Below are 24315 nucleotides of genomic sequence, written 5' to 3'. Positions count from 1 at the left end.
TTGTTCTGTGCATCTGTTCTAGGTTCGGTATGATAATAAAGTCTAAATGCCTCACGGCTGGAGTTGTCTATGGCTCGCTATACTGGTTTTTTTATCGTTGCCGTTCCGATCGACCGTCTCCGTCAATCCCTGATTGAAATTTTAGAGTCATGCAATCTTGATATTATCTACAATACAGGAGATTCCGTCATGGCTCGCGAGCTTCCCGGTCAAGTTTCCATTGCCAAACTTGTCACCGCAGAAGTCCTAATTGAGAAAAACACGGCCAGCGACTCAGAGGTTCGCATGAACTTCGTGATTAAAAACGAAGAACTGCCCCTGCAAACCAACAACCACTGCCGTCAAATGTTCGAGCTAGTGAGTCGTTCAATTATGAACAACAATAACTGGCGACTTTTGGAAAGTATGGCACTCTAGCCATCAGTCAGTCGAGTTTACATTTTAGATTTTAGAGTGACTCCACAGATAAATCTGGGGCCTCGAACTAACGTCGAAACTTCTTTGGTCTCGACTCCTGGTGTGGGGGGCTTGTATCCGTCTTGGTATGAGGCCATTAGTCATTAGTTTCTAGCTAATGACCGATGGCCTCCGACTTTTATATGCAATCCCTAAACTTAAGCTCGAAATCCCCGGCGCAAAAACAAAGAATTTGTCACCACGCTAACAGAACTAAACGCCATAAATGCTCCAGCCGCCGCAGGACTGAGTAGAATTCCGGTTGCAGGCAGCAAGATACCTGCGGCTACCGGAATTCCCAGAGTATTGTAACCAAAAGCCCAAAATAAATTTTGGCGAATCTTATTAAAAGTAGCGCGCCCCAGCTCGATCGACTCAACAACATCCATCAAAGCATTTCGCATCAGCACAATTTGAGCAGTTTCCACTGCTACATCAGTGCCGCAGTGCAAACCAATACCGACATCAGCTTGAGCCAAAGCAGGGGCGTCATTGATACCATCCCCCACCACAGCCACTTTACAGCCTTGGGCTTGCAAAGTCGCGATCGCCCTCGCCTTCCCCTCCGGCCGCACCCCGGCCAAAACATCAGCCGCCGCCAAACCTAGCTGCTGCGCCGTCACCGCCGCCGCAGACGGCGTATCCCCCGTCAGCATCATCACCCGCAATCCCATGCCCCGCAAACGTTCCACCGTCGCCTTAGCATCCGGCCTCAGAGTATCTTTTAGCCCGATTACCCCCAGCAAAACGCCCCCAGAAGCCACGTAAACCGCCGTTTTGCCTTGCAAAGACTCCGACAATTCCGTCGCCACAGCGACCCCCTGCTCCTTCATCCACTCCGCATTCCCCGCGAACACCCGCCGGCCCTCCACCAAAGCCGAAACCCCCAAGCCCGGTTCCGTGCAGAAATCCTCAGCAGCTAGCAGCGGCAAACCTTGCTGTTGAGCTTCCAGCAAAATCGCTGCCGCGATGGGATGAGAAGCGCCCCTTTCCACCGCCGCCGCAATTTGCAGCAGTTTTGAGTCAATTGTGGAACAGGCATCTTGCCTGTTACCAGAAACCCCATCAATTGTGGAACAAACATCTTGTTTGTTGCCAGAAACCCCATCAATTGTGGAACAGGCATCTTGCCTGTTGCCAACATTAATATCTGAGTTCAAATCCCACTCCGAATTCTGGAAAATCGGCAAATAATCTGTGAGTGTAAGATTCCCGGTTGTCAGAGTGCCAGTCTTGTCAAAAACCACCGTATCTAATTGATGCACCCGTTCTAAAACATCACCACCGCGAATTAAAAGTCCGCGCTCCGCCCCGATGCCAGAACCGACTAAAATTGCAGTTGGGGTAGCCAATCCCAAAGCGCAAGGACAAGCAATGACTAAAACTGCGATCGCCAATTTCAAACTTAACAGCAAAGGGGATTGATAATGGATAATTGGCAATTCATTTCCCATATTCATTGCCCCATGCCCCATATTCATTGCCCCCTGTCCTAAAAGCACAGAAGGCCAAATATGAGTGCCGGCAAAATACCAAAATAGGAAAGTTAAAACCGATATCGCCATTACCCCATACACAAAATATCCCGCGACAGTATCAGCTAAATTTTGAATCGGCGCTTTGCGAGTTTGGGCTGCCTGTACCAAAGCCACTATTTGAGCTACAGTTGTTTCCTTACCGGTGCGACTTGCGCGCATCACAACTGCCCCGGATTTATTGATAGTTCCCGCCGCAACTGTATCTCCCGGTTGCTTCAAAACCGGCATCGATTCGCCAGTCAGCATCGACTCATCTATCGTTGTTTTGCCTTCGCAGATTTCACCATCTACCGGTATTTTTTCCCCTGGCAAAACTTGCAGCCATTCTCCGACTCGGACGCGATCGGCTGGAATTTCAATGTATTGTGGATCGTAGACCTCTGATGTCGAATTTAAAGGCAATTCTTCCGATCGCAAATCTAAATTTGCGAGTTTAAAATCTACTAAGCGGGCTTTCGCTGGTTGCAATGCGATTAAAGCTTGCAAAGCTGATGCAGCGCGCCGTCTGGCTTGCTGTTCGAGAGTTTTGCCCAACAAAATAAAGCCCAGCAGCATCACCGGTTCGTCAAAAAAGCACTCCCATCCCATCCGTGGAAACAGCAGCGCCGCGTTGCTAGCGGTGTAAGCTGTGACAGCGCCTAAAGCCACCAAAGTATTCATGTTGGGTGCATTTCGCCACAAACTGCGGCACCCATCAACGATAATCGGGCGGCCCGGTAGCAGCAAAGCTAGGGTGGCGAGTCCCCAGTGAAACCAAATATTGCTGAGAATTGGGGCTTTTGTGCCGAGTACGTGACCTAAACCGGATAGAATAATTAGGATTAGGGCGATCGTCAATTGCTTGATTTGCTGTCGAATTTCTTGCCGTCGCCGTTCAATTGTTGCCGCTTCTGCTTCCCGCTGATTTTCCCCTAAACGAGACTGAGAGGGAAATCCATTATCAGTCAACTTTTTCGCTAAAGCTTCTGCATCGACAGTCCCCGGTTGACACTCAACCGTCGCGACTTCTACGGCTAAGTTAACGCAAGCTGAAATTACGCCTGAATACTGCATGAGTTGGCGTTCCACAGCTTTCGCGCAACCAGCACATTTCATCCCCCCGACATCGAAAGTAACAAGTTCTGGCGGTGATTCTTTAACTGATATGATTTCTGGTTGAATTTCGGGGATGGTTTTGGGTAGAAATTGCATGGTTTTTTTGGTATTGATTAGAATATTTGGGTGCTTTTGAAAGGATTTAATGCACTGTTTAGACAAATGTCTATATTTTTATCATAGATAAATTTTGTGACATCTTCCGAAAGTGTTAGTTTTTTTTAATTCTTATTAGTTCCCGGCGGTTAAATCCGCAGTCCGGTAGGGGTTTCAACTACTTTCTGACTGCGAGTTTAATGCTAAGGCACACTTGGGACACCGCATTGCCGTTTACTTATTTGATATAATGATCCCATTGCCTAGTTAATATCCAGCTTTTATTTGACGAATTTAGCTATGACAGAAACACCCAAATTTTATATTATCAAACGTCCTGCCGGTAATTGCGAGATTTTGCCGTTGGCGGAGCCCTCGCAGACGATCGCGCAACTCGAAGAACAAAACCCCAGTATTATTGAAAAGTGGGGCCCTTACGATTCGGCCGAAGATGCCATCGCCCGCCGCATCGGTTTAATTCGCGCCGGCAAATGCCAACCAACCTAATTTTAGATTTTAGATTTTAGATTTTAGATTTTAGATTGAAGATTGAAGATTGAAGATTGAAGATAAGAAGGACTAAAGTCCTCACTACAAACCTGGTTCGTAGTGAGGACTTTACTCCTTCTTTACTGAAGTTTTTGTGACTAAAAACTACTTGGATTTAGCCGGTGCCGCACTCGGTTTTGCTTGCGCCGCATTCGGCTTAGCTGGCGCAGCATTCGGTTTCGCCTCCGCCTTATTGTTCCCTGTTTTACCAGTAACTTGCTTTGTCAAAACTTCCATAGCTTTCGCATATTGCGGATCGGCCGTCGTAGCAATTTTATCGCGATCGCGCCTCAATTCCTGTTTTTGAGCCTCGGTGAGTTCTACCTTAAAATCCGGTTCAATCCCGGCCTTGTTGATATCAGTGCCGTTGGGAGTAAAATACTTGGCAATTGTCACCGCCAAACCGGCACCATTTCCCACGCCTCGTACTGACTGAACTAAACCTTTACCAAATGTCTTTGTTCCCACCAAAACCGCGCGTTTGTTGTCTTGCAAAGCACCGGATAGAATCTCGCTAGCACTTGCTGAACCGCCGTCTACCAGTATAACTAACGGTTTGTCTGTGATCGCTCCCTTATTTGCCGTTTGTTTATCAGCCTCACCGACTCGATCGACCGTCGAGACGATCGTACCTTCTTTGAGCCACATCCGAGCAATTTCAATACTTCCGTACAGCAACCCGCCGGGATTGGAACGCAAGTCTAAAATATAGCCCGTTACCTTTTTCTGTTCCAAATCCTTAATTGCCGATCGCATTTCCGATGCAGCATTCGCACTGAACTGGTTTAAGCGAATATAGCCGACTTCTCCGATGGGAGTTTTCTGCACCGACTTCCGCACAGGATGAATTTCAATTTTAGCGCGTTTCAGTTTAAAGTCTAATTCCTTGTTTCCCCGCAAAATAGTCAGCGTCACCTCAGTATTCACCTGACCGCGAATCAAACTTACCGCCTGATTCGTATCCATGCCTTCTGTGCTCTTGCCGTCAATCTTAGTAATAATATCTTTTGCCAGAATACCAGCACTAAAAGCAGGGGTATCTTCGATCGGCGAAATCACCACCAACTTTTTGGTTTCCTCATCTTGAGTCAACTGAATCCCAACTCCTGTCAGTTCCCCAGAAGTTTCAACCTGCATATTTCTGAACTCTTGAGGGTCCATAAACCGCGTATAAGGATCATCCAGCTTCTTCAACATTTCCCGAATTGCTTTGTAAGCTTCGTCGTCGCTGGTATAAGTCCGGTTCAAATAATCATTCCGCACCGCTTTCCAGTCAACCTGGTTAAAAGTGCCATCTACATAACTTTTGTCAATAATTTGCCAAACTTCATCAACTAACTCTTTAGGGCTTCCCCGAAAAGAAGCCAGAGATTTAGAACTGCAACCAGTGTTCGCAAGAGTTACAGCAGTGAGTACCACCGCTGCTGCACTTAGAACAAGCCCTCGTTTTGTTATAACCATTTGTCTGACGCGCGGGAGAAAAAGAGTTCAGAATAATTACGCTCAATCTAACACAGGCAAGGCTCGGTCGTAGTTGGCGTACATATATTATTCCACTTTGCTGAGTTCTGCGGTATCAACTTAAGAGTGAAACCCTCTGTCTTTCTCGTTTGTATCGAAGCCTAGATCCCCCTAAATCCCCCTTAAGAAGGGGAGTAGGGGTTGACTTTAACCTCACCTGTCCCCCCTTAACAAAGACTTAGATCGCTCTTGTCCCCCCCTTACTAAGGGGGGTTAGGGGGGATCTCCGGGTTTAAAACACGCATTAGGGGCGATCCTCTCCGAGGGCTGCGCTAACGAGAGCAATTAAGGATCGACCCAGCGATCGTCCGATTTAATCAAGTCAATCAATTCTGCCACACCTCGGTCTTCCGGGACTTTCTTAATTTCTTCCCGGCCCCGGTACAGCGAGATATAACCCGGTTGCTTCCCGACGTAGCCGTAATCAGCATCAGCCATTTCTCCAGGCCCATTGACAATACAGCCCATTACTGCTATATCCAAACCGGTGAGATGCTTCGTCGCCTCTCTCACTTTGTGTAACACTTCCTCTAAATTAAACAAAGTGCGACCGCAGGAAGGACAAGCGACATACTCAACCATCGTTTTCCGCAGTCCCAAGGCTTGCAGAATGCTGTAGCAAACGGGAATCTCCTTTTCTGGGGCCTCTGTCAGCGAGACGCGGATGGTGTCGCCGATACCGTCAGCTAACAAAGGTGCGAGGCCTGCGGTGGATTTGATGCGGCCGTATTCGCCATCTCCTGCTTCCGTCACGCCCAAATGCAGCGGGTAATCCATGCCGAGTTCGTCCATCCGGTGCACCATCAAGCGGTAAGCAGCAACCATCACCGGCGCGCGGGAGGCTTTCAGGGAAATTACGATATTTCGGAAGTCGAGGGATTCGCAAATTTTGATGAATTCCAGGGCCGATTCCACCATCCCTTCGGGCGTGTCGCCGTAGGTAAAAAGCATCCGTTCGGCGAGGGAACCGTGATTAACGCCGATTCGCAAAGCTTTGCCTTGGTCGCGCAGGGAAATCACCAGAGGTTCCAGGGTTTCGCGGATTTTTTCGCCAATTTCCGCGAATTCGCTGTCGGTGTATTCGGTTCTGTCGGCTTTCGGCTTCTCGAACACGTAAAGTCCGGGATTGATTCTCACTTTGTCTACGTGTTTGGCCACTTCCAGGGCAATTTTCATGCCGTTGTGGTGGACATCGGCGACGAGGGGCACGGGTTGGTAGGTGGCGTGCAGTTTTTGCTTGATTTCGGCTAAAGCTTTGGCGTGGGCCATGCTGGGCACGGTGACGCGGACGATTTCGCAGCCAATCTCGTGCAAGCGCCGAATTCCGGCGACTGAACCGTCGATGTCGAGGGTGTCTTCGTTAATCATCGACTGAACTACTACGGGGTTGCCGCCGCCGATGGTGACGCTACCGACTTTGACGGGACGGGTTTTGCGGCGTTTGATGGTGGTGTCGAAGGTTGGTTCGGTGGTGGGGGTTTTAGTGGGGTTCGGCAGAGTTTGCATAACTGGTTGCTAGTGTTCTGTTACTAAGGTCTATAAAAATGTGTCTGCTGTTTTTCAGGTTGCCATAGAAAGGGTCTGTTTGGACAATGAGGTTTTGGGATTTAGGATTTTTGATAGAAGTACGATGGCTACGCCCCGGCTTACGTCTACGAACTTGTATGTCACGTTATGTAGTTTTGGGGGTAAGGGCGATCGATTTTTTAGTATTAAAATTTAACATTGTGGGCGGGCAAGATGCCCATTCCAGAGATAAATCCGGGGCTTGTTTAACAGTTGATAAATTTTAGGTAGAATATAAAGTTATTGTGCGCGATCGCATTTAGCAAAAATATCTCGATAGTTTGGAGTCTTAAACACTTATGCCAGATGAAACGATTTGGATTGTGACTGCCGATACTTCGGATCAGTCTCCTGATGCACCTGGTTCTGATGGTGCGAAGAATGGGGGACATATAGGTGTGGATTGGAGTGATACTTGGGACGCGCAGCCAAATGAACCGACCCAAAAGCAGGCGGCAAAAGCGGTTGATAGCTTGCGACTTCACAATGTCAGTATCAAGAAATTAGAAAAAGAATTGGTTGACTTCATGCAAACGGTAGATCAAATGTTCACCCGTGCGGATGCGGAAGCTGACATGAAATCGATCGAGTTATCTGAAATTGAGTTATCCGTTGCGATTAACGCCGAGGGTTCTTTCAGTTTAGTCGGTCTGGGAGCTAAAGTTGCAGATACCAGAACTGTATTGTTGAGATTTAAACGCAAGTCTTAAGGTGAGATGGGAAAGAATTTGGCGATATCAATTGGCATCAATAAATATGATTTCCTGCAACCGCTGAAGTATGCCAAGCGGGATGCAGAGTTAATGCAGGAATTTCTTCGTAAGCAGGGGGGCTTCGATAAAGTTCTTTTCTTCTCCGAGGACTCGCCTGATATTAAAGGTAAATCAACTCGTCCTTCTTTTATTAATCTGAAGCGAGTTTTGAGGACAATGTTTGAAAAACCTTTTATGAGGGATGGAGATAACTTTTGGTTCTTTTTCAGCGGTCACGGGAGGCGCCATAACGGCTATGATTATTTGATGCCTTGCGATGGCGATCCGGAAGATATTGAACATACGGCAATTCCAATTAATTTCGTGACAGAACGCCTGCGCCGCTGCGGGGCTGATAATGTTATTTTGATTCTGGATGCTTGTCGGGATCAAGGGAGTAAATCAGGAGAAGGAATCGGCAATCAAGCCGCTGAAGTTGCGCGACAAAAAGGAGTTATTACCTTTTTTTCTTGCAGTCCTAATGAATTGTCCTATGAAATTGAAGATTTACAGCAGGGTATTTTCACAAAAGCACTGCTGGACGGGTTAGGTGTTCAAGGTAAATGTGCCACTGTTGAGCGATTGGATCATTATTTGAGTTCACGAGTTCCTGAACTTATCCGGCAACACAAAAGTGAAAAAGTGCGACAAACACCTTACGTTATTGCAGAGCCGCTCGCGAAGTCGCACTTAATTATTTGCCCGCAATATGCAAGTGTACATGATGTTGCTCAAATGAAAGTTGATGCTTATTGTGCACAACACGTAAACAAAGATTTGGATATAGCAGAACAGTGGTGGATTCGCGTATTAGCTGCATCTCCAGGCGATATCGATGCTATTAATGGAATTAAAGAAATTGCTGTGTCAAGGAGAGAAAATGAGGTGTCGTCTCAAAATAATTCTGTTGGTGCCAGCGTTGAAAAGCGATCGCAATCTCCATTATCTCAACAATCTACGCCTGTAGTTAATACTATTTCGACTGAGGCTGATACTCCTCTCAAATCCTATCGCGGAGTAGACTATACCAAGTTGCGTGATTTACTGGCTAGCGGAAAATGGAAAGAGGCGGATGAGGAAACCACTAAAAAAATGCTAGAAGTAGCGAATAGCACATCGCTTGGCTACCTCATGAATTCAGATATTAATAGCTTTCCTGTTGAAGACTTGGGAACCATTGACCTACTTTGGGTAAAATATAGTCATGGACGCTTTGGCTTTTCAGTGCAAAAGAATATCTACGAAAGTGTAGGAGGAACTAGGAAATCTGATCAGAAAATTTGGCAAGAGTTTGGCGATCGCGTGGGATGGCGTCTGAGCGGTCGCTGGCTGTCTGCTAGTCAAATAAAATTAGCTTCTAATGCAGAAATTGGCAACCTTCCTGGGCTATTAGCTCAGTGGCTGTATCGTTCCGAAGGGGTTGAAACACAGGATTCACAAGAGTATATAAGAATCAAGGGGAGTGGCGCGGTTGCTGCTCTTCTTCTCTCACGTCGAGACTTATAAAGTTTAGCATCTAAGCGTTTTGGGGTTTCGTGAAGATTATAATAACCAAAGCTTGAACCACGAAACCTCGCCAATTCTACGTTTCGTATACCAGACACTCACCGGACTGGGCTAAAAGGCTACCAGTGATACTAATTGTTAACATAATGTTTGATGTCGAATGAACTTTCAAATTATCGGAAACATTACTAATATTGAAACAATAGCAGTAGGTAAATCAATTCGGGAAGTGGAACGTTTGCAGAAAAATTATGGTAATGGACGTTGGAGAAAACTCAAAGGAATTGCAACAATTATCCTTGCTGATGGTACAGCCTGCGAAGCTGAGCTACATTGGTACGAAGCACACGGCATTGGAAAAAAAGAAATCAAAATCAAATATATTTTATAGGAGGAGTCATGAATCCCCATAACTTAGAAACACAATTTGTAGTTTGCATTAACAATCAAGACTATCAAGCATCCTTGGAAGTGCGAAAAATTTACCAAATAATACCGGATAATCGCGCTGCGGAACATCAATTTATCCGAGTTATTGATGAATCAGGCGAAGATTATTTGTATCCAGTCGCGTATTTCGTGCCGATCGCATTGCCGAAAGCCGTAGAAGCAGTATTTGCATAGACAAAGGTTCTGTAGGGGCGGGTTCACCAATATCTATGTCCCTCAATAACAATCTAAATAAACCCGCCCCCGCCCAATGAATTACTCTAATTGATTGGCGGATTTAATCTAAACTAGATGGGGAAATTCACCGAGAATCCGGTGGTGGGGGCGGGTTTACAATATTTTTTGTGGTGTCTGATAAGTTAGGGTGAACCCGCCCCTACAGGCGTAATAAATCATCAGAATTAATTCACGAAAATGATCTCAAATGCTCAACCGATTTAATTGTAGCCCCCATCAAGTCCAGAAATCTCTCTCGCGGATGATGCGATCGCCCCTCCTCCCCAGCAAAACTAAAAAATGTACTGGCAAATCCCTTCACCGACCCAGGCTCAGCAGTTAAAGGATGTGAGGTTTTCTATTGGACGATCGTACAAACGCACCAGCCACCGCTGTTAACAACCGCCGACCTCTAATTATCGCAGGAATTCTCCTCGGTATCGGTCAAGCCGGCTTTTTTGACGGCATTGTGCTGCACCAACTCCTCCAGTGGCACCATATGTTTAGCAGCGTTAAAACCGATTCTACCGTTGCCGGTTTAGAATTAAATACCCTCGGAGATGGATTGTTTCACGCTGCGGATTGGTTGGTAACAGTAGCGGGAATCTTCTGTTTGTGGCGTGCTGTGAAGCGCAAAGATGTTCCTTTGTCAACTCAAACTTTTTTCGGTTCAATATTAATTGGTGCTGGATTGTTTGACTTTGTTGAAGGCATTGTTGACCATCAAATTTTGGGAATCCACCACGTCAAACCCGGTATCAACGAGTTAGCTTGGGATTTAGGATTTCTTATCCTCGGTCTTATTTTAGCGCTGTTAGGTTGGACGCTGGTACAGAGGGAAGTTCCCGCAGATACTAAAGTTTAAATGAATGGAAGATTGGGAATTATACCAAATCCGCGTTAAAAATCCCTGACTCTCAGTTTAATATCATGTCCGGTCAATTCCCTCCGCTTCGCTTCGCCCGAAATCAGGTATGGGCGGGTTCACCAACAATATCTGCCAATAATTGACAATCTCAAAAACCCGCCCCGACCGGGATATTATGGTTAATCGATCGGACATGATATAACTCCTCAGTTCATCCCGCCGAGTCCAACCACGCGATCAAATCCTCTTTACTCCTAAAATCCAACAAAGCTTCTCCCAAATCATCTAACTGTTCCGCAGATAACCCCTGGATGCGAGTTTGAACTTCCACTGTAACCTCACCCACCCGCCGCACTATCTGACGCATAATTAATCCTATTTCCCCCTCAATTTTACCCCTTTCGATTCCTTGTTCGATTCCTTGTTCGATTCCTTGTTGTATTCCCTGTGCAATCCCCTGTTGTAGACCAATTTCTATCCCTTTCATCACAGACCCGATTTGGTCTTGGATAAACATTTCTCGCTTGTCTACATCATTCAATTCGTCGAGGGTCAAATTTGCTCTGTTGGCAATTCCCAGCGCGGTATTAATCTCTTCAACAGACCCCAATGTATCTGGTACTGCTTCCAAAGAGGGCGCGTTTTTCATAAAGTAGATCCATTTTTCCGGGAGATTTTCGAGTTCATTCAATTCTTTTTTAAATTTCGGTAACTCGACAAACACTAATTTTAACTCGCAGTTGGGATAGACGAATTTTTCTTCTGTTTCTGTGAATTCAAAGTTAGAGATGAGTTTTTCGGTGTTTTCAAATAAGATAAAGTCAGTGATAGTTAAAGCAATGACCGGATTTAACTTTAAATAACCTTCTCCAGCTTTGAGTTGAGTATAATAGGTTGTCGCTGCATTGTACACTACCCGTTTTTCAAAGGCGGCGACGTTGAGTAGCTGAATTTGCACGATCACGGTTTTGTTCCCGGTAATCTTGGCTTTGACATCCAGGTAAGTGTCTTTCAATCCTGTAACGCTTCCTGCTGAATAAGGGTCAATGATTTCTATTTCTTGGATTGTTGGTTCTCCGTTATACAGCATTGCATTTAGGAAGCTGATTAAAATTTCTGGATGTTCGGAAGAAGCGAATATTTTTTTGAATGCAAAATCTGTTTTGGGGCTGATGAAACGCATATTATAGAAGGAATAGGGAAGAGGGAAGAAGGAAGAAGGAAAATGCAATATTTTAGGAATTTTTAGGTTGGTAGTTGCGCTTTCACGCTTAGCGCAACTACGAAGTTTTTCAATTATCAGCCTGTGGCTTCAGTAGTAGTTGCAGGTGACATAACTAGCTTTCCAGTTATATCCATCGTCGCAAGCTTCAGCACTTCATTAAAAGCTAAACCCCGAATTTTGAGTTCCCACCGAATGCCTTTTGCTTTCATGCGCTTGGCTTTCCGCATATCGACATCAGCAGCTTTTTGATTCAATAGCAAATGTTTCATTGCTGCTGTAGCTTCTACTTTTGTGGGAAATGCAATATAGGTGAGAAATCCGCCCTCCCAATGATTGGCGTTGCGGACACTGCTGATAGTCGCCACTCTCGGACTAAAGCGGTTCCAGTAAAAGTCGCTGTAGCCGATCGACTGTGTATTAACTTGGAGTTTGTTTGCCATTTGACTTAACTCCTATAACCTTGTGTGTGGGGTTAGCAGTATCAATTTGCTGCTGTTACTATTATAGCAAATTATTGAGAAATTGGTAACTGTTGGCTGTTGGCTGTTGGCTGATGCCTAAAACCTCAATTCATATTCAGCGGTGACGCGGTTGTCTCCTTGAAAATTACTGGAACTCCTGAGTAAAAGTTTATCGCTCAATCGATAGCGCACAGTAAATTCTGTCGGTTGATTTGCTGACAAAACTCGAATGATTGATGCTGAAATATTCCGCGTGATGTCAAACCCAACTTCTAAACCTAAACCGAGAGAACCCGCACCTGAACTGGAACTAGCACTTTGTGCTTCGTTGCCTCTAATTCGAGTGGGAAATAAGCGAAATTCGCTTAATCCTGTGGCGTTAGTAATCGCAGATTGAAGGTTGTTCAATAAACCCGCACCGGCTAAATTTGCGATCGCCAGTGTACTATCTCCCTGTCCCAAAGTCTCCACGAAACTGCCGCCTAATAGCGCTACAATTTCTATTTCCGATCGACTCGGAGAACTCCTCAACTCCAGATTTTCCCCCAACTGAGAAGCCCTTCCCTGCACTAACGCTTGAACTCGGACACTCCGCACATTGCCGAAAGTTGTCGGTTCGTCTGCTATTTCAGAGGCTACAGATGTGCCGGGAATGCGGAACCGCGTTACTTCCTGCACCGAAGTTGCTAATCTCACATCCAGCGTCGGATCGAGTCCTTGTGTTGGTACAAAGGTAGCTGTCTGCGGGTATCCTCGATCGAGTCTAAACTGCGTTGTAAACAAATTCACAGACCCGGAAGTCAACCGAATCGTACCCTCCGGGCGAAGGTCATCTAAAGTTCCATTCACCGTCAAACCCCCAGTCGCCTGAAAACTCAATATCGGCGCACTCGTTACCCGAATTCCCCGGCCCAAATTCAGCCGCAAATCGTTCAATCCAACTTCAAAGGAAGGGGAAGTCGGAGTCGCAGGGGAAGGAGAAACCTCAGTCGTAGGGGAAGCAGAAACATCAGTCGCAGGAGAAGCAGAAGATGTGGAATCAGAATCAGAAGCAGAAGAGGAAGAAGCTAACTGAGTTGTGCCACCGCCGGGACTTCGGAGAAATACTTCGCCGTCATACAGTTCAATATTACCGCTCAACTGCGGACGCCTAGCCGTGCCCCTTGCCTGCACTTGACCGACTACGCCGCCGCTGTACAATCCTCTGAGGTTCACTGCCAACTTGTCTAAATTTACAGCCAAAGGATTATCCGCATCGACATCGCCCTCCGCAAACGGCACAGACAGCGGAATCACGCCAGCGGCGACAACTTCTCCCTGACTCAACTGTCCCCGAATTCCCTCTACCCGAATACGATCGCCCTCAAAGCGCACCGTCCCAGTCAGCCCTGTCAGCGGTTCTGGGAAGGCTTGCGCGCGGACGGTTGCATTTTCAAAATTCGCAATTCCTTGCGCTACAGGGTCTTCCAGCGTTCCTCCCACGCGAATTTGCACCTGTCCCTTGCCGCTGACCCACGCAACTTGCGGAGTCAATACATTAATAATTGCCAAACCTTCATTTTGCAAATTCGCCCTCAAATCGATTTGATTGCTGTCAGCCTTCACGGCTGCAAACGGCAACTCAAAAGGCAAACTTCCCTGCACTTCAATCGGTTCGGTTTGAGTTACCAAAGCGCTGCCGCCAAAATTCAGGCGGGCGTTGCTGTAACTAAAACTGCCGTCGGCTTGTTTAATCGGTTCTCCGTTTAGCGTACCCTCAAGCAAACTCAATTCCCCGGTGGCTTGCGGGTTTTCCAAACTGCCGGCCAAATTCGCCCGCAAATTCAAATTTCCTGTGACATCCACAAAAGGCAATTCCACCAGTTTTGCTAACTCTTCGACGGGCACATTTTCTACCCGCAACTGCCCGGATTGAGCTTTTTGCCCGAGTTGTCCCGAAAAGCCGATCGCACTTTCTCCCGATCGAATTTCCAGAGGCAAAACAGTTAAGATTCCGTCCTGAAAACTGCCTTCAAGGCTGAACGTTTCAGCGACATATTCTCCCCACTGCCAGTTATCACCTTTCACATTAAATTGAGCTTGCACACCAGTTTGCAAAGAACCGGCGACAGCAATTTCCGCACCAAAAGTGCCCTGCAATTGGGATAAGGGAGGCAATTTTTCTGATGCTTCCACTGCTTGCTGCTGCTGCAAAAGTATTTCAATTTCTGCCAAACGGCGCAACTGTTCGATTAGCGGGGATTCTGGTTCTCCCACTGCCACAGTTTGCACGTCGCCACTGTCACCGTAAACGGGAGGTTTTAGGCCTCTCGCCAAGTCGCCTAAATTGAAATATTGCAAAGCGGTTAAAACCTGCTGCAAATTGCCTTGCTGGACGTTAACTTTCCCAGCAAATTGCGGGTTTGGCCCTGTTTGAACATTGCCGGAAATTAAGTATTGACCGCTGCCTTGGCGGAATATGCCATTTGTGAGAGTGGCGCTGCCGTTAGCGTAGCTGAATTCGGCTTGGAAACTGTCACCTTTAATGTAGCCGATCGCCGGTTGGGCGATCGCAATTTGTCCGCTTGCTTGCAAAGTCGCCGGATTTAACGGCATCTTCCAACCGGGCACATTTACTTGTCCCGAAACCGTACCAGTTATCGGCCCCAAACCCGCCTCTTTACCGGGTGATAGATTCAAAGCAGCGAGGGGAAAATCGCTTAAATTAACTCGCAAAGTTTCTCCCTCGGTTTGGCCCCTAGCCACGGATTCCCCGCGTTGAATTAAGAAAGATGTCGGCAGAAAAGATTGATTTAAAGCTACTTCAATTCTGTCGCTGGCGCCGGCCAAACGCAAATCTACACTTTTCCCAGCATCCGCATTCACAGTCCCCGCCAGTACCGGGTCAAAAGCGATTTGATTTACTGCTAAATCCCGCACTTCCACGTCGCCCACTAAGCTGAGGGCGGCGAGGGTTCCGCTGAGGCGGCCGGTAAAATCGACATTGCCGCGCAGGGGAAGATTATTCTCTGAAGCATTTTTGAGACCAATTGGTCTCAAAAATGCTAGTTGTTCTGCTGGTAAAGCTTCCAGATTAAAGTTGGCGAGTCTGACATCCAAATCTAAGTTGGAAATTGAGGGCCCTCCTCTACCTTCGAGTTCGACGTTAACAAAGCCGTTTGCTGTCAAACCGGGAGTTGTGGCGTTCTCAATTTCCACCCGTTTGCCGTCCCAATTAAATACTGCCTCAAAAGGTTGTTTCAGAAACGGCAATTCCGAGATGCGGAAACTGCCGCCAGCGCGAACATTTTGTAGGGGCGGCGCCCCCGTGCCCGTCCCAATCGGGCCGGATAAATTGATATTGCCGTTAAACAGTCCTGCAAGCTGGGGGAGATTTTGGGAACCAGAGACTACACCTCCGGTTTGCAAGCTTTGTCGCTGCGACTCAAAGGCTTGCTGGAAGCGACTTAGAGCAATTTGCTCGCCCTCGATTGACGCGCGCCAATTCCCCGATGCCGCGCTGCCTTTAGCATTGACAATTCCTCCGCCGTTGGCGAGTCGAATTTGTCCGTCGCCGTTGGCGGTGATGCCGTTGGCGGTTAGATTATCTACTGTTCCCAAAATGCGGACTTGGCCGTCGAGGGTTCCGTTAATTTCTGGCGGTAAATCCGCTGTCAGCAAACCTGTTTGTTTGAGGGTTTGTTCTAAATTACTGACGGCAATTCCGTTCGTTTCCAGCAATGCTTGCAAGTTGCCGTTTTCCAATTTGGCTGTAGTATCGATCGCCCCTAGTCGATCGACCAAAATCACTCCTTCTCCGCTAGCACTAATTCCCTTCGCTGTCAAGTTATCCAAACTGCCCGCTGCTTGGAATTGGCCGTTAACTCTGCCGTCAAATCCTTCAGGCAAAGTCGCCGTTAGCGGAAATAGTTGGAGATTGCGAACCGTTTGTTCTAAACGACTGAGAATAACTCGATCGGCATCGGCGAAAGCTTGCCAGCGTCTGTCTTCTAATTTACCTCTAAAAGCAACAGTACCGTCGCCTATATTGAGTTGGCCGCTGCTGTTGACAGAAATATCGGCGGCGGTTGAATTATCAAGATTGCCGCTGGCTTGAATTTGATTGGATATTTGTCCGTCAATCGATTTTAGATTTTGGATTTTGGATTTTAGATTGTTGAGGTTGGCGACTGTTTGGGGATTGTCAGCAGTGAAAGCTAAGCCAACATCTAACAGCGGCAATCCTAAATCTACCAAGCGGCTGATCGAAGTGCGATCGGTTTCTGCTGTTCCCTGCCAATTTCCCTCTGCCAATTCTCCTTTAAAATTAACATCACTGTCGGCAAGATTGAGTCTGCCGCTGCCGCTGGCATTGATGCTGCTAGCAGTCAAATTGTCAAGACTTCCCGATGCTGTAAATTGACTCGATAGCAGTCCGTCGATCGATTTTAGATTTTGGATTTTAGATTTTAGATTGTTGAGATTGGCAGATTGCTGATTTTCGGGATTGAATGCTGAAGCCACATCTAAAATCGGCAATCCTAAATCTACTAAGCGGCTGATGGAAGTGCGATCGGTTTGTGCTGTTGCTTGCCAGTTTCCCGCTACTAATTCTCCTTGTAAATTGACATTGCTGTCGGCAAAATTGAGTCTACCGTTGGCATTAACATTGATTCCGCCGGCAGTCAAATTGTCAACATTGCCCGCGATTTGAAATTCACCTGCTAGCTGCCCGCCTAACGATTTTAGATTTTCGATTTTGGATTTTAGATTGTCTAGATTTGCGGTCGTTTCCCGTGCTAAAAACGGCAAGCCAATATCAATTAATTGATTGACAGCAACTTTTTCAGTGTTGCCAAAAACTTGCCACCTTCCCGATTCTAGTTCGGCATCAACATCAACAATACTGTCAGCAATATTCAGCCTTCCTTTGCCCATCGCAGCGATCGCATTTAAACTCAAATTGTCCAGAGTTCCCGCAGCTTCGGCGGTTCCGCTGAACAAACCGGCCAGTTCAGGAGGCAAATTAAGGTCTGGCAGGACTTGCTGCAAACTGTTGAGATCCACACCATTGCCCTCGATCAAAGCTTGCCACTGACGGCCTGTTAACGCAGCATCCACGTTCACAGAAGCGTCGCCAATTTTCACAACCGTATTTTGCAAATCCGCCGAATTTCCTCCGGCTCGAATTTCGCCTGCAGCAGGGAAAGTTCCTTGCGGTGCTTGCCATTGAACTCTCGTTTGAATGTTGTCTAACGGGCCGAAAATTTGAGCTTTTGCAGAGACATTGCCAATATTAATAGTAGCAGGAATTGGGAGAGCGTAAATTTGGGCGATCGCGTCTCCTGGTACGTTTTCAGCTTGGAAGTCAAACACTAAACCCGATCGCGAATTCTCATTTGATAAAGCTAGATCGACTTCACCTTTGCCGCCAATTTTACCCCCCGCCGTCGGCACTACCAAAATATCGCTCAAAGTCAAAGCTAAAGAGGAAAACGGGGGAATAGAAGATTGAGAATTGGGAGTTGGGGTTTGAGCCATTCTCCCCCGTTCCAATTTGAAATTAGTGCTAATATTGTTTAATTGCAGTCGATCGACTGTAGCGGGTTTTGTCGAGGCGATCGTACCAGTCAGCACCGGCATTGCAACTGTTCCAGTCAGCTTGGCATCCGCCTTCACTTCCCCCGCCACAGCCACGGGTAATACTACTTTCTTCCCTAACTCTGTTTCCACCGCACTGACAACACTTGCCAAAGCGACTGGTTGCACGTTAGTTGTCAGATTGAAGCTAGCTTGTTGGAGATTAAAATTAGTTCCTGTTGCAACTGTTCCTGCTATTCTCAGGGGAATTAAACCGTAATTAGCCGCCAGACTATCGACTATCAAATTAGTTTCCTGAAACCGCAACTGACCGCTGCTATTTTGTATAATTTGTTTTAAGGGAGAAATACTCGCTTGCACTCCTCCAAAACTAGCCGTTCCGGTAATCCCCGATACTTTATTGTCTCGCAATTGCACGGTCAAATTGCCGTTAGCCAGACCTTTTTGTAAATAAATACCGGGAAATTTCAGCAAGCGATCGAGGTCGGGCAAAGGCAAATTTTGACCTTGCAACTGTAGGTTAGTTTGAGCCGCAGGTAACAGAGAATCTGCTTTCACTATAAAATTATCGCTATTAGTAAACTGACCGTTTAGTTCGTAGAGAATGCGCTGATTTTGGTCGCGAAATAGAGCACTGCCATTTTTCAAATTCACAGAAATCGGAGCCGAAGTTTTCTGTCCAACTGCGGGACTCGGCACCAAAACTGCGGCGGCATTTTCAGCTCGAATTGCCTCAAGTTCAGTTTTAAATAAACCCGGAGATTTCCGCTCGGCAGTGGGAAGATTAACCCAGCGGCCTGTAGCATCCTGTTCGATATAAGCGTTGGGTTTAACTAAAGTAATATCTAATTTGAGAGTGCGGTTGAACAGCAGCGGCCAAATTGAAAATTGCACTTCCACTGCTTCTGTAGAAGCGTAATCGGGATCTGTAGGAGTTGCAGGTAAAGTCGATCGGCCAAACCGCAAACTTCTCAGAGAAAATCTCTCCAAACGTCCGAGTTGCACAGGCCGCTTCAGCAACTGACTGACTTCAGTTTCCACCAAAGGAGCTAACTTTTCCCGCACCCACGCCTGTGCTACGGCAACCCCAACCAAGCCGAGAATGGTCAATCCCGTACCGCTAAGCAGCAGCAGACGCCACCAGCGGCGGTGGGGACGGGGTGCGAGTTGATTTTTGTTATCGTCGGAGTTAGTCATGGGTGTTTCTCAGAAATCAGAGAATTCAGGAATTAAGGGAATCAGCCGATTTTAGACAGGTATAATTTCTGCGATCCGCCTGGGTGGCTTCTGCCTTTGGTAGACTCACAAGTGAGGTAGGAAGTGCCGATCGGGCGTTAGCGTTGCCCGCCCCTACGGGGGCTACGCCAACGCACAGGATCGAATTTCAAGATTCACGCCCCCCACTGCGGGGCAGAGTCCAAGAACCTTTACCAAACTTAATCAAAACACGCAACAAGACCTAATACCAAGTCCTCCAACTCCCCTAAATCCTCTCGATCCCCGCGCGTGCAAGATCAGGGGTCAAATCTAAAATCTAAAATCTAAAATCTAAAATCTAAAATCTAAAATCGCCCGATCGCTCCTAAGATAAAAAAACGGTGGTTAAGAAGGTCTTTAAAACTTATGCGAGTGTTCGTCTTACTCTTCAATGCCCGCACCGAGAACGAGGGAATTCATACCATTCAACTCGGCGATCGCAATAAAGTTCTGATGTTTGAGTCAGAAGACGACGCCACCCGCTTTGGCGTGATGTTGGAAGCTCAGGATTTCCCCGAGCCCACTGTCGAGGCGATCGACGATGAGGAAATTAAGGAGTTCTGTAACAGTGTTGATTATGATTGGGAACTGATACCGGCGGGGGCGCTGGAGATTCCGCCAGAAAACAATGTAACACAGACTCAGTGGCAGCCGGAGTCCGAACCCGATTCCGATCCGGATTCTGAGGTTTCCCAAAACGAACTGGATTCTATTCGCCGCCGACTCGAAGGACTTTTGTAATAGCCATTAGTCATTAGTCAGCAGTTATTGGTAATGGGTAATGGGTAATTGCCTCTCTGTCGGAAGTAGATTTAGCCGATCGCCCGCAAGCGCAAATTTCGAGCTTTTGAGTCACGACTTCACCAAGCTAACCAGCGGGCCGGCAATGCGTACCCTATTGTGTACACCTAATGACTGTTGACTGTTGACTAATGACCAATGACTAATGACCAATGACTAATGACTAATAAAAAAACATGAAGAATTTGGAAGAACGGGGCCATCTGCTGACTGAACAGGTGAATACCAACAGCGAGAATTTAGACCAACTCAGTTCGATCGAATTAGTGGACTTGTTCAACCGGGAAGACGCCCAAACCTTAAGCGCCATCGCCCAGGCCCGCGAAGAGTTAGCCCAAGCGATCGACATTGCAGCCGAGTCTCTGCGTCTAGGAGGCCGCCTGTTTTACGTCGGTGCGGGTACTTCCGGGCGTTTGGGGGTGCTGGATGCCGCCGAGTGTCCCCCCACCTTCTGCACGCCGCCAGAACTCGTACAGGGCATAATTGCCGGGGGTGCGGGGGCTTTGGTGCGGAGTTCGGAGGATTTGGAGGATCGGGCTGAGGATGGGGCTGAGGCGATCGCCCACCGTCAAATTACCAACTTAGATGTGGTTGTCGGGATTACGGCTGGGGGTACGACGCCGTTTGTGGCGGGCGCTTTGCAGGCGGCGCGCCAGCGGGGGGCGAAAACTGTGTTTATGGCTTGCGTACCCGTCGAACAAGTGAATTTTGAGGCTGATGTTGATATTCGGTTGTTGGTTGGCCCGGAGGTAGTGGCGGGTTCGACGCGCTTGAAAGCCGGTACAGTCACAAAAATGGCTTTAAATATCATTTCGACTGGGGTAATGGTGAAGCTGGGGAAGGTTTACGGCAATCGGATGGTTGACGTGGCGGTTACTAATAAGAAATTGCGCGATCGGGCTGTGCGGATGTTGCAGGATTTGACTGATTTGAACCGGGATGAGGCGGGTTTTTTGCTCGAAAAAAGTGGCAAGTCTGTTAAGTTAGCTTTGATGATGCACTGGACTAATTTGGAGAAGGAAGAGTGCGATCGAATTTTGGGCGAGTTTCAAGGCAATTTGCGATCGGCAGTAGCATCGATTGGTCATTAGTCAGCAGTCAGCAGTCAGCAGTCATTAGTCATTAACAACTGCCAACTGCCAACTGTCAACCGTCAACTGTCATTTGCGATATCGATGCAAAAAATTGTGAAATCTCTTCAGTGGATCTGATGTGATAAACACTTTTGGTATTTTGAGCGCGATCGACATACTCGCGATATCTGGGAGTCAAATACTTGTGACACAACCAAAGAACGCGGTAACTATTAATTGAACTCTTCAAGATCGGACTCTTTTGGGGCCAGCCTTCTGGCGGTATAAACTTACCTGTAATCAGCCGTTTAGTCACCCACCAGAAATGCACGTATAGGGGCAGATCGACAAAAACCAGAGTATCTGCCTCGTTGAGTCGAACCCAGACGGTTTCCATGCAACCAAAACCGTCTATAATCCATCGGTCAGTAGGCAAAATTTTCTCATGGGTACGCTTATATTCTTCATTTGGAACCTCAGCGCCCCCAGATTGATATTTAATCTTATCCAAGGCGTAAAGTGGCAAACCAGTGATTTCTGATAATCTCTTGCTGAGAGTTGATTTACCGCCTCCAGCGTTGCCAAACACGGCTACTTTTTTCATACAAAATCCTCTTAGTAATCATGCAGTTTGTAGCAAGACTTTGGAGAATTGCTATAACAACTGAAGTAGTAGGGTGCGTCAGCTTCGACAATCTGGGCTACCCATCAAATCCCCCTACCAACTGACGCACCTTACAAGCTGCATAAGTGAAATTTTACACTACCGATTCCCCGTTACCCATTCACAAAAACGATCGCCGTAAGCTGACTTTCACTTACACCCTGCACGATTCCCAAATAATTACTACCAGACTTAATCGCCGTAGAAGCGATGCTTGCCCCTCCATCCAACTGCAAACTCACAGCTTCCAAAGTCAAGTTTGCAAACCCGATACCGTCAGTCAAACCAATTTTATCCCCAGCCCCCAAATCGACAATTACATCGGCACTAATTAAAGTAGCCGAAGCAGACAAACCTCCTGCCAAGATAAACGTATCATTTCCGTCGCCGCCCGTCAGAATATCTTGCCCGCGATCGCCCGCCAACAAATCAGATCCGTTACCGCCAATCAAGACATCATCTTCTTTGCCGCCGCGAATAGTATCGTTACCGTCAGATCCGATTAGTCGATCGTTATCGTTGTTGCCGCTGATAAAATCATCGCCAACACCGCCATCAATTAAATCGGATTCTTTGCCGCCGGATAAGCTGTCATTGCCTCCTGCGCCATTAATTGTATCCGCACCTTGCATTCCATTAATGCTATCAACACCTTCTCCCCCCGTGATATTGTCTTTGCCGGAAAGGGCAAAAATTGGCAATCCCGCAGCATTTGTCGGTATTTGATTATCCGCACTATCTGAGAGGAAATAATTGCCGTCGCTGGCTGTATTTTTGGGTGCTGTCGTCGGGCTGCCGTCCCCTGTAGCATTGGGTATTGGCGAAGTAATAGATATAGTGTTTGGTGTGGGAGTCGGTGTGGGAGTCGGTGTCGGTGTCGGCGCGGGATTGACACTACCGTCAAGAGAAGTCGCAAAAACTTGCGTCCAATAGTGATTGAAATTTTCTGTGCCTGTATCGTCGGCTAAGAAATAGTAACCAATCCCAATTTCTTTGAGATTGGGGTTAAGAATATTAGCCCGGTGGCCGCTGCTGTTCATCCAAGATGATACAACTTGTTCGGGTGTAGAAGAACCCGCAGCGATGTTTTCTGCTGCTGCTGAGAATTGATAGCCCGTTGCAGTAATGCGACTGGTGAATGACGAACCATCTTTGCCTGTATGCGAAAAGAAGTCTTGCAGTGCCATGTTTTGGCTGTGATTTTCCGCCGCATTTAGTAACTGAGTATTTAAGGTTAGCGGGGACAAACCTAATTTGCTGCGTTCGATGTTGGTAAGTTCTAAAACTCTATTAATAAAGTTTTGATTGGTGGTTGAAGTTGGTGCAACTTGAGAGACCGATCGCTCTCCTATTACAATGTCAGAGGACTGATAACCGGAATTTTGTAGTTGTTCAAGCATGGGGACGTTCAAGAGTTTTAAGAGTTTTTTTTGCTGGTAGATGACTTACCCTCTTAACGATAGTTTCCCCGATCGCTAGCTGGCCCGGCACAATTCAATAATTGTGTTAATCCCTGCCGCTGCTGTATTTATTTTGATTATAGCTGTTCTCAAACTGGGGATGTCAAGAGGCTGGCTATGATTGGGAAATGGAAGAGTACGCTCGAATTTAAGGAGAGTTTCAAAGGAATTTGCGATCGCCCCTGGCATCAATACAATTTTAGATTTTAGATTTTAGATTTTTCCTGATTAGTATGGTTTACGCTACGCAACCAGCCCGCTGGCTGGCTGGCTAGAAACCCGGTTTCTACGAGTTTTGCAGAGAGGAACGACAAATATAGGAAGAAACCGGGTTTCTGAATTCTGTGTGCGATCGCGAACAGAGTTTTTAGTAGAATCTTCACAAAAAATTCTAAATTAATTCAAAATTCACAACCGCGCAGGCTTGTTCGCGAACGAAAGCAATCTCAAGATTTCAAACTATTTTCCTGTCCGGCTTTAGCCTCCTGAGCAACTTGCTCAACCTCATCTTTGGCGAGAATTTCCAAAGCTGTCTGTGCTTCTGCACCGCCCAACCGCCCCAAAGCTTGAGCTACTCTGTAACGGATCTGCCAATCAGCATTGGAAGTGTAGGGAAGCAGCAGCGGCAGCGCCCGTTTATCTCCCAATTCACCTAATGCACTGATCGCAATGGTTTGGATCAATTCGTTTTCAGAAGTCAGGGCATTTTCTAACATGGGAAAGGCTTTCGGATCTCCCATTTCTCCCAAAGCAGCAACGATGCTCATTTGCACCAGCCATTCAGAGGTACTGCTATAAACTTGCTGCAAATCTTCTAAAGCATCGGTTAATTTCAATGCGCCCAAAGCATCGGCGGCGGCTGCTTGCACGTCGGGTTCGGGGTCGTTGTTCAGGCTGTTTCGCAGTACCTCTAAAGCGTTCGGTAGATTCTGCGTGCCGAGGGTTGATAATTGGCTGACTGCTGCGTAGCGAACCCGGACGTTATTATCGCCGATCGCAATTTGAATTAGTTTATAGGCGCTCGCGGGTTCTAGTTGTCGCAGTTGGTTGACTGCTCGCAGTCTTTCGCCAAAATCCTCGGAATTCAGCAATTGTTCGACAGACTCAGGGGTAATGCTCATCGGATTTGAGATTTTAGATTTTAGATTTTAGATTTGGTAATTGGTAATTGCCAAAAGCAA

General features: G+C 47.0%; 18 protein-coding genes. 9 read left to right on the top strand and 9 right to left on the bottom strand.

Annotation, left to right across the window (positions count from 1 at the left end):
• Positions 1-69 precede the first annotated feature (69 nt).
• Positions 70-417, top strand: coding sequence for a hypothetical protein (locus QT987_RS17955; protein WP_190659999.1), 348 nt, complete (start codon positions 70-72; stop codon positions 415-417).
• A gap of 197 nt (positions 418-614) precedes the next feature.
• On the opposite strand, the gene QT987_RS17950 is transcribed toward QT987_RS17955, so the two are convergent.
• Positions 615-3185 carry a heavy metal translocating P-type ATPase gene (locus QT987_RS17950; protein ID WP_333242387.1) on the bottom strand — a complete coding sequence of 857 codons (2571 nt, stop codon included), beginning with the start codon at positions 3183-3185 and terminating at the stop codon, positions 615-617.
• A 300-nt stretch (positions 3186-3485) separates the two neighbouring features.
• Between QT987_RS17950 and QT987_RS17945 the strand changes: the two genes are divergently transcribed.
• A complete protein-coding gene (locus QT987_RS17945) occupies positions 3486-3692 on the top strand; it encodes a DDE transposase family protein (RefSeq protein ID WP_333242386.1) in 207 nt (68 codons plus the stop codon).
• 147 nt (positions 3693-3839) lie between these two features.
• On the opposite strand, the gene ctpC is transcribed toward QT987_RS17945, so the two are convergent.
• Entirely contained in the window at positions 3840-5195 is a 1356-nt protein-coding gene (gene ctpC, locus QT987_RS17940) for a carboxyl-terminal processing protease CtpC (protein WP_333053137.1), read from the bottom strand.
• Between the two features lie 345 nt (positions 5196-5540).
• The gene (ispG, locus tag QT987_RS17935; RefSeq protein ID WP_333242385.1) at positions 5541-6761 is read right to left on the bottom strand and encodes a (E)-4-hydroxy-3-methylbut-2-enyl-diphosphate synthase; all 1221 of its coding nucleotides are present in this window, start codon (positions 6759-6761) and stop codon (positions 5541-5543) included.
• A gap of 359 nt (positions 6762-7120) precedes the next feature.
• Here ispG and QT987_RS17930 point away from each other — a divergent pair, with 359 nt between their 5' ends.
• From QT987_RS17930 to QT987_RS17910, 5 genes are all read left to right on the top strand, one after another.
• The gene (locus tag QT987_RS17930) at positions 7121-7531 is read left to right on the top strand and encodes a Pepco domain-containing protein (protein WP_333242384.1); all 411 of its coding nucleotides are present in this window, start codon (positions 7121-7123) and stop codon (positions 7529-7531) included.
• Between the two features lie 6 nt (positions 7532-7537).
• The gene (locus QT987_RS17925; RefSeq protein ID WP_333242381.1) at positions 7538-9079 is read left to right on the top strand and encodes a GUN4 domain-containing protein; all 1542 of its coding nucleotides are present in this window, start codon (positions 7538-7540) and stop codon (positions 9077-9079) included.
• A gap of 160 nt (positions 9080-9239) precedes the next feature.
• The gene (locus QT987_RS17920; protein ID WP_333242379.1) at positions 9240-9470 is read left to right on the top strand and encodes a hypothetical protein; all 231 of its coding nucleotides are present in this window, start codon (positions 9240-9242) and stop codon (positions 9468-9470) included.
• Between the two features lie 8 nt (positions 9471-9478).
• A complete protein-coding gene (locus QT987_RS17915; RefSeq protein WP_333242366.1) occupies positions 9479-9703 on the top strand; it encodes a hypothetical protein in 225 nt (74 codons plus the stop codon).
• 403 nt (positions 9704-10106) lie between these two features.
• On the top strand, positions 10107-10610 hold the full coding sequence (locus QT987_RS17910; RefSeq protein ID WP_333242365.1) for a DUF2243 domain-containing protein: 504 nt from the start codon (positions 10107-10109) through the stop codon (positions 10608-10610).
• A 214-nt stretch (positions 10611-10824) separates the two neighbouring features.
• On the opposite strand, the gene QT987_RS17905 is transcribed toward QT987_RS17910, so the two are convergent.
• From QT987_RS17905 to QT987_RS17895, 3 genes are all read right to left on the bottom strand, one after another.
• Positions 10825-11796 (bottom strand): Rpn family recombination-promoting nuclease/putative transposase, encoded by a 972-nt coding sequence (locus tag QT987_RS17905; protein ID WP_333242364.1) that lies wholly within the window; start codon positions 11794-11796, stop codon positions 10825-10827.
• A 116-nt stretch (positions 11797-11912) separates the two neighbouring features.
• Positions 11913-12278: a hypothetical protein gene (locus QT987_RS17900; protein WP_333242363.1), complete on the bottom strand. Its 366-nt coding sequence runs from the start codon at positions 12276-12278 to the stop codon at positions 11913-11915.
• Between the two features lie 117 nt (positions 12279-12395).
• Positions 12396-19076, bottom strand: a complete 6681-nt coding sequence (locus tag QT987_RS17895; protein WP_333242355.1) for a translocation/assembly module TamB domain-containing protein — start codon at positions 19074-19076, stop codon at positions 12396-12398.
• Positions 19077-19502: 426 nt separating this feature from the next.
• Here QT987_RS17895 and QT987_RS17890 point away from each other — a divergent pair, with 426 nt between their 5' ends.
• Positions 19503-19877: a DUF3110 domain-containing protein gene (locus QT987_RS17890; RefSeq protein WP_333056206.1), complete on the top strand. Its 375-nt coding sequence runs from the start codon at positions 19503-19505 to the stop codon at positions 19875-19877.
• A 236-nt stretch (positions 19878-20113) separates the two neighbouring features.
• A complete protein-coding gene (gene murQ, locus QT987_RS17885) occupies positions 20114-21028 on the top strand; it encodes an N-acetylmuramic acid 6-phosphate etherase (RefSeq protein WP_333242354.1) in 915 nt (304 codons plus the stop codon).
• Positions 21029-21083: 55 nt separating this feature from the next.
• On the opposite strand, the gene QT987_RS17880 is transcribed toward murQ, so the two are convergent.
• The 3 genes from QT987_RS17880 to nblB form a co-directional block, all read right to left on the bottom strand.
• Complete coding sequence (locus tag QT987_RS17880) at positions 21084-21614, bottom strand: adenylate kinase (protein WP_333242350.1); 531 nt, start codon at positions 21612-21614, stop codon at positions 21084-21086.
• 173 nt (positions 21615-21787) lie between these two features.
• Entirely contained in the window at positions 21788-23074 is a 1287-nt protein-coding gene (locus QT987_RS17875; protein WP_333242349.1) for a CAP domain-containing protein, read from the bottom strand.
• A 506-nt stretch (positions 23075-23580) separates the two neighbouring features.
• Positions 23581-24255, bottom strand: a complete 675-nt coding sequence (nblB, locus tag QT987_RS17870) for a phycobilisome degradation protein NblB (RefSeq protein ID WP_333242344.1) — start codon at positions 24253-24255, stop codon at positions 23581-23583.
• Positions 24256-24315 lie beyond the last annotated feature (60 nt).

Source organism: Microcoleus sp. SVA1B4, from assembly GCF_036700545.1.
Taxonomy (GTDB): Bacteria; Cyanobacteriota; Cyanobacteriia; order Cyanobacteriales; family Microcoleaceae; genus Microcoleus.
The sequence above is the reverse complement of the archived record's forward strand: the minus strand, read 5'-3'. Positions and strand labels throughout refer to the sequence as shown.

Bases quoted from the DNA above. Each gene is read 5' to 3' on its own strand.
- QT987_RS17955 (WP_190659999.1), top strand. From the start codon at position 70: ATGGCTCGCTATACTGGTTTTTTTATCGTTGCCGTTCCGATCGACCGT.
- QT987_RS17950 (WP_333242387.1), bottom strand. From the start codon at position 3,185: ATGCAATTTCTACCCAAAACCATCCCCGAAATTCAACCAGAAATCATA.
- QT987_RS17945 (WP_333242386.1), top strand. From the start codon at position 3,486: ATGACAGAAACACCCAAATTTTATATTATCAAACGTCCTGCCGGTAAT.
- ctpC (WP_333053137.1), bottom strand. From the start codon at position 5,195: ATGGTTATAACAAAACGAGGGCTTGTTCTAAGTGCAGCAGCGGTGGTA.
- ispG (WP_333242385.1), bottom strand. From the start codon at position 6,761: ATGCAAACTCTGCCGAACCCCACTAAAACCCCCACCACCGAACCAACC.
- QT987_RS17930 (WP_333242384.1), top strand. From the start codon at position 7,121: ATGCCAGATGAAACGATTTGGATTGTGACTGCCGATACTTCGGATCAG.
- QT987_RS17925 (WP_333242381.1), top strand. From the start codon at position 7,538: ATGGGAAAGAATTTGGCGATATCAATTGGCATCAATAAATATGATTTC.
- QT987_RS17920 (WP_333242379.1), top strand. From the start codon at position 9,240: ATGAACTTTCAAATTATCGGAAACATTACTAATATTGAAACAATAGCA.
- QT987_RS17915 (WP_333242366.1), top strand. From the start codon at position 9,479: ATGAATCCCCATAACTTAGAAACACAATTTGTAGTTTGCATTAACAAT.
- QT987_RS17905 (WP_333242364.1), bottom strand. From the start codon at position 11,796: ATGCGTTTCATCAGCCCCAAAACAGATTTTGCATTCAAAAAAATATTC.
- QT987_RS17900 (WP_333242363.1), bottom strand. From the start codon at position 12,278: ATGGCAAACAAACTCCAAGTTAATACACAGTCGATCGGCTACAGCGAC.
- QT987_RS17895 (WP_333242355.1), bottom strand. From the start codon at position 19,076: ATGACTAACTCCGACGATAACAAAAATCAACTCGCACCCCGTCCCCAC.
- QT987_RS17890 (WP_333056206.1), top strand. From the start codon at position 19,503: ATGCGAGTGTTCGTCTTACTCTTCAATGCCCGCACCGAGAACGAGGGA.
- murQ (WP_333242354.1), top strand. From the start codon at position 20,114: ATGAAGAATTTGGAAGAACGGGGCCATCTGCTGACTGAACAGGTGAAT.
- QT987_RS17880 (WP_333242350.1), bottom strand. From the start codon at position 21,614: ATGAAAAAAGTAGCCGTGTTTGGCAACGCTGGAGGCGGTAAATCAACT.
- QT987_RS17875 (WP_333242349.1), bottom strand. From the start codon at position 23,074: ATGCTTGAACAACTACAAAATTCCGGTTATCAGTCCTCTGACATTGTA.
- nblB (WP_333242344.1), bottom strand. From the start codon at position 24,255: ATGAGCATTACCCCTGAGTCTGTCGAACAATTGCTGAATTCCGAGGAT.